Here is a 5357-nt window from a genome sequence, read left to right as displayed (position 1 = left end):
GACCTACTTCAAGGTCTGGGGCTACCTGTGGCGTGAGTGGCTGACCAGCGTCGACCACAAGAAGATCGGGGTGATGTACATCATCCTGGCCATCATCATGCTGCTGCGCGGCTTCGCCGACGCCCTGATGATGCGCGCCCAGCAGGCCGTCGCCTTCGGCGACAACGCCGGCTTCCTGCCGCCGCACCACTACGACCAGATCTTCACCGCCCACGGCGTGATCATGATCTTCTTCGTGGCGATGCCGCTGGTCACGGGCCTCATGAACYTCGTSGTGCCGCTGCAGATCGGCGCSCGCGACGTGGCCTTCCCGTTCCTGAACAACTTCAGCTTCTGGATGACCACCTTCGGCGCCGGCCTCGTGATGGCGTCGCTCTTCGTGGGTGAATTCGCCAAGACCGGCTGGCTCGCCTACCCGCCGCTGTCGGGCCTTCTCTTCAGCCCCGACGTGGGGGTGGACTACTACATCTGGTCATTGCAGATCGCGGGGGTCGGCACGCTGCTCTCGGGCGTCAACCTGCTGGCCACCATCGTGAAGATGCGCGCGCCCGGCATGACGATGATGAAGATGCCGGTCTTCACCTGGACCGCCCTGTGCACCAACGTGCTGATCGTGGCCGCCTTCCCGGTGCTCACGGCCGTGCTCGCGCTGCTGTCGCTGGACCGCTATGTCGGCACCAACTTCTTCACGAACGACCTCGGCGGCAACGCCATGATGTACGTGAACCTGATCTGGATCTGGGGCCACCCCGAGGTCTACATCCTGATCCTGCCGGCCTTCGGCATCTTCTCGGAAGTGGTCTCCACCTTCTCGGGCAAGCGCCTCTTCGGCTACGCCTCGATGGTCTACGCCACGGTGGTGATCACGATCCTGTCGTACCTCGTGTGGCTGCACCACTTCTTCACCATGGGCTCGGGCGCCAGCGTGAATTCGTTCTTCGGCATCACGACGATGATCATCTCGATCCCCACGGGCGCGAAGATCTTCAACTGGCTCTTCACCATGTACCGCGGCCGCATCCGCTTCGAGCTGCCCATGATGTGGACCATCGGCTTCATGATCACCTTCGTGATCGGCGGCATGACGGGCGTGCTGCTCGCGGTGCCCCCGGCCGACTTCGTGCTGCACAACAGCCTCTTCCTGATCGCCCACTTCCACAACGTGATCATCGGCGGCGTGCTGTTCGGCATGCTGGCGGGCATCACCTACTGGTTCCCCAAGGCCTTCGGCTACAAGCTCGATCCGTTCTGGGGCAAGTGCTCGTTCTGGTTCTGGCTGGTGGGCTTCTGGTTCGCGTTCATGCCGCTGTACATCCTGGGCCTGATGGGCGTCACGCGCCGCATGAGCCACTTCCAGGACATGTCGCTGCAGATCTGGTTCCAGGTGGCGGCCTTCGGCGCCGTGCTGATCGCGCTGGGCATCGCCTCTTTCATCATCCAGCTGGTGGTGAGCTACATCCGCCGCGATTCGCTGCGCGACACCACGGGCGACCCGTGGAACGGCCGCACGCTCGAATGGTCGACCTCGTCGCCGCCGCCGGCCTACAACTTCGCGTTCACGCCGCGCATCCACGACAACGACGCCTGGACCGACATGAAGCGCCGCGGCTACAGCCGCCCGGTCGACGGCTTCACGCCCATCCACATGCCCAAGAACACGGCTGCCGGCTTCGTCATCGCGGCCCTGGCCGGCACCTGCGGCTTCGCGCTGATCTGGCAGATGTGGCTGGTGGCGGGCGTGGCGTTCTTCGCCATGCTGGCGGCCGTGATCATCCACACCTTCAACTACAAGCGCGACTACCACATCCCCGCGGAAGAGGTCGTTCGCACCGAGGACGAACGCACCCGCCTCCTGGCAGCAGCCCATGTCTGATACCACCGCCCTCCACTCCCCCGCGACCGGCCACGCCCACAGCGACGCCACGGGCAAGCCGCCCGTGTTCGAGCTGTTCCACGTCGGCAACGACCACCACCCGGAAAACGGCACGCTGCTCGGCTTCTGGCTCTACCTGATGAGCGACTGCCTGGTCTTCGCCTGCCTGTTCGCGGTGTACGGCGTGCTGGGCCGAAGCTACGCGGCCGGCCCTTCGGGCGCCGACCTGTTCGACCTGCCGCTGGTGGCGGTCAACACGTCGCTGCTGCTGCTGTCGTCGATCACCTATGGCTTCGCAGTGCTCGAGATGCAGAGAAAGCGCATGGGCGGCACGCTGGCCTGGCTGGCCATCACGGGCCTTTTGGGCGCAGGCTTCATCGGCCTGGAACTCTATGAATTCGCGCACCTGATCCACGAGGGCGCGGGCCCGCAGCGCAGCGCGTTCCTGTCGTCGTTCTTCGCACTGGTGGGCACCCACGGGCTGCACGTGACCTTCGGCATCGTGTGGCTCATCGTGCTGATGATCCAGCTGCCCAAGCACGGCTTCACCGCCGCCAACCGCCGCCGCCTGATGTGCCTGTCGATGTTCTGGCACTTCCTGGACGTGGTGTGGATCGGCGTCTTCACCTTTGTCTACCTGATGGGATCGATGGCATGAGCACCGCCCACACCGAAACCGCAGCGCACGACGACCATCACGACGATGGCCCCGTCAGCCACAGCACCTTCAAGGGCTACATGACCGGCTTCGTGCTGGCCGTGATCCTGACCGCGATTCCGTTCTGGCTCGTCATGGGCAACGTGCTCGGCAAGCCGAGCACCACCTCGCTCGTGATCCTCGGCTTTGCCGCGGTGCAGATCGTGGTCCACATGATCTACTTCCTGCACATGGACGCCAAGTCCGAAAGCGGCTGGAACATGCTGGCGCTGATCTTCACGATCGTGCTCGTCGTCATCACGCTGGCCGGATCGCTCTGGGTCATGTACCACATGAACGCCAACATGATGCCCATGTCGGTGCACGACATGAAGAACATGCCTTGACGCCCCCGCCGCCAGACTCCAGCACCCGCAACGGCACACCAGCCGGCCGCCCGCGCGGCGCGGCGGCCCGGGTGGCTCTGGCGGTCTGCGCGGCCCTGGCCTTTGCGGGCTTCTTCGCGCTCGGCACCTGGCAGGTCGAGCGCCGGGCCTGGAAGCTCGATCTCATTGCCCGCGTCGAGCAGCGCGTGCATGCCCCGGCCTCCGAAGCGCCCGGGCGCGAGCGCTGGCCGCAGGTCAACGCGGCCGACGACGAATACCGCCGCGTGCGCATCGCCGGCCGCTTCCTCCACGACAAGGAAACGCTGGTGCAGGCCAGCACCCGGCTCGGCGCCGGCTTCTGGGTGCTGACGCCGCTGCAGGCCACAGGCGGCCGCATCGTGCTGGTCAACCGCGGCTTCGTGCCGCCCGAGGCGCGCGAGCGCGCCACCCGCGCGGCCACCGAACCCCAGGGCGAAAGCACCGTGACCGGCCTCTTGCGCATGAGCGAACCCAAGGGCGGCTTCCTGCGCAAGAACGAGCCGGCCGCCGATCGCTGGTTCTCGCGCGACGTGCAGGCCATTGCCGCGGCGCGCGGCCTCTCCAACGTGGCACCGTACTTCGTCGATGCCGAGGCCGCGCCCTCCTCGCCCGGCGCAGCGCCTGCCTGGCCGGCCGCGGGCCTCACGGTCATCGCCTTTCCCAACAGCCACCTCATCTACGCGATCACCTGGTACGGCCTGGCGCTGATGGTCCTTGGCGCGGCCTGGTTCGGCTGGCGCGAGGGGCGCCGGCGCGCCGGCGAAGCCGATGGCGGCACAGGCGAAAATACCGCCCATGCCAACGCCACCGCCCGCCCCGATGCCCGCCGCGACTGAAGCCGTCGCGGTCGCGGGGGAACTGCATCCGCCGCGTGCGGGCGTGGCAAGCCTGGACAACGCCACCGGCCACAAGAACATGCAGCAGCTGATCGAGCTGCGCTGGTTCGCGGTGGTCGGCCAGGTCGCCACCATCCTGGTCGTGCACTACGGCTTCGGCATCCGGTTGCCGCTGGAGCACATGCTGCAGGTGCTGACCTGCCTCGCGCTCTTCAACGGCGTGAGCCTGCTGCGCTCGCGCAGCCCGCGCCGCGTGACCAACGGCGAGCTCTTTCTTGCGCTGCTGGTCGACGTGGCCACGCTCACCGCCCAGCTCTACCTGAGCGGCGGCGCCACCAATCCCTTCGTCTTCCTGTACCTGCTGCAGGTCATCCTGGGCGCGGTGCTGCTGAAGGCCTGGTCGACCTGGACCATCGTGGCCGTCACCTGCCTGTGCTTTGCGGGGCTTGCGCTTTTCTCTCGCCCGCTTGCGCTGCCGCTGGACCACGACCGCGGGCTCTGGAGCCCCTACGTGCAGGGCATGCTGGTGTGCTTTGCGCTCAACGCGGCGCTGCTGGTGGTGTTCATCACGCGCATCAGCCGCAACCTGCGCGCGCGCGATGCGCGGCTGGCCGACCTGCGCCAGCGCGCGTCGGAAGAAGAGCACATCGTGCGCATGGGCCTCCTGGCCTCGGGCGCCGCGCACGAGCTGGGCACGCCGCTGGCCACGCTGGCCGTGATCCTGGGCGACTGGCGCCGCCTGCCGCATTTCAGCTCCGACCCCGAGCTGCTGACCGAGGTGGCCGAGATGGAACTGCAGATCCAGCGCTGCAAGAGCATCGTGAGCGGCATCCTGCTGTCGGCCGGCGAGGCGCGCGGCGAATCGTCGGAAGAAACCACCGTCCGCACCTTCCTCGACGAGCTGGTGGAGGAATGGCGCAGCACGCGCCCCGTCGAGGAGTTCGACTACGAGAACCGCTTTGGCCAGGACCTGCCCATGGTCTCCGATTCGGCGCTCAAGCAGATGATCTGCAACGTGCTCGACAATGCCCTGGAGGCCTCGCCGCACTGGCTGCGCTTCGAAGTGGCGCATGACGCCGATGCGTTGACGCTCACGGTCACCGATGCGGGCCCGGGCTTCCTGCCGGCCATCCTGAAGGAGTTCGGCAAGCCCTACCAGTCGAGCAAGGGCCGCCCGGGCGGCGGGCTCGGGCTGTTCCTGGTGGTCAACGTGGCGCGCACCCTGGGCGGCCGCGTCGCGGTGCACAACCGGCCCGAGGGCGGCGCCATCGTGGCCATCACGCTGCCGCTCGCGGCCATCGTGCTGGAAGAAGAAGAGGACGACGACGAAGAACACGAAGCGGCCGACACCCTCACCGATCGAAACGCAAAGCCATGACGGAAACCGCCGAAACCGAACGCCAGTTGCTGATCGTGGAAGACGACGCGGCCTTCGCGCGCACGCTCGGCAAGTCCTTCGAGCGCCGCGGCTACGCGGTCACGCAGGCCAGCAATGCCGAGGAGGTCGAGGCGCTGCTGCAGGCCCATTCGCCCGGCTATGCGGTGGTCGACCTGAAGCTCAATGGCGAGGCCTCGGGCCTGGCCTG

The 5357-nt window shown here is 67.0% G+C and carries 6 protein-coding genes; all 6 read left to right on the top strand.

Annotated elements, in window-relative coordinates:
* A partial coding sequence (gene cyoB / locus AC1DOC_RS17565) for a cytochrome o ubiquinol oxidase subunit I (protein WP_478130169.1) occupies positions 1 to 1873 on the top strand: 1873 nt, incomplete at its 5' end.
* Complete coding sequence (gene cyoC / locus AC1DOC_RS17560; protein ID WP_478079334.1) at positions 1866 to 2531, top strand: cytochrome o ubiquinol oxidase subunit III; 666 nt, start codon at positions 1866 to 1868, stop codon at positions 2529 to 2531. The genes cyoB and cyoC, both read left to right, overlap by 8 nt.
* Positions 2528 to 2917: a cytochrome o ubiquinol oxidase subunit IV gene (gene cyoD / locus AC1DOC_RS17555; RefSeq protein ID WP_436036643.1), complete on the top strand. Its 390-nt coding sequence runs from the start codon at positions 2528 to 2530 to the stop codon at positions 2915 to 2917. The genes cyoC and cyoD overlap by 4 nt, the downstream gene beginning before the upstream one ends.
* A complete protein-coding gene (locus tag AC1DOC_RS17550) occupies positions 2914 to 3771 on the top strand; it encodes an SURF1 family protein (RefSeq protein WP_412511666.1) in 858 nt (285 codons plus the stop codon). The genes cyoD and AC1DOC_RS17550 overlap by 4 nt, the downstream gene beginning before the upstream one ends.
* Positions 3755 to 5149 carry an ATP-binding protein gene (locus tag AC1DOC_RS17545; RefSeq protein ID WP_436301649.1) on the top strand — a complete coding sequence of 465 codons (1395 nt, stop codon included), beginning with the start codon at positions 3755 to 3757 and terminating at the stop codon, positions 5147 to 5149. The genes AC1DOC_RS17550 and AC1DOC_RS17545 overlap by 17 nt, the downstream gene beginning before the upstream one ends.
* The coding region (locus tag AC1DOC_RS17540; RefSeq protein WP_478130168.1) for a response regulator at positions 5146 to 5357 on the top strand (212 nt) is incomplete at its 3' end. The genes AC1DOC_RS17545 and AC1DOC_RS17540, both read left to right, overlap by 4 nt.

It is taken from the genome of Variovorax sp. 01T439_2 (genome assembly GCF_056398445.1).
The sequence above is the reverse complement of the archived record's forward strand: the minus strand, read 5'-3'. Positions and strand labels throughout refer to the sequence as shown.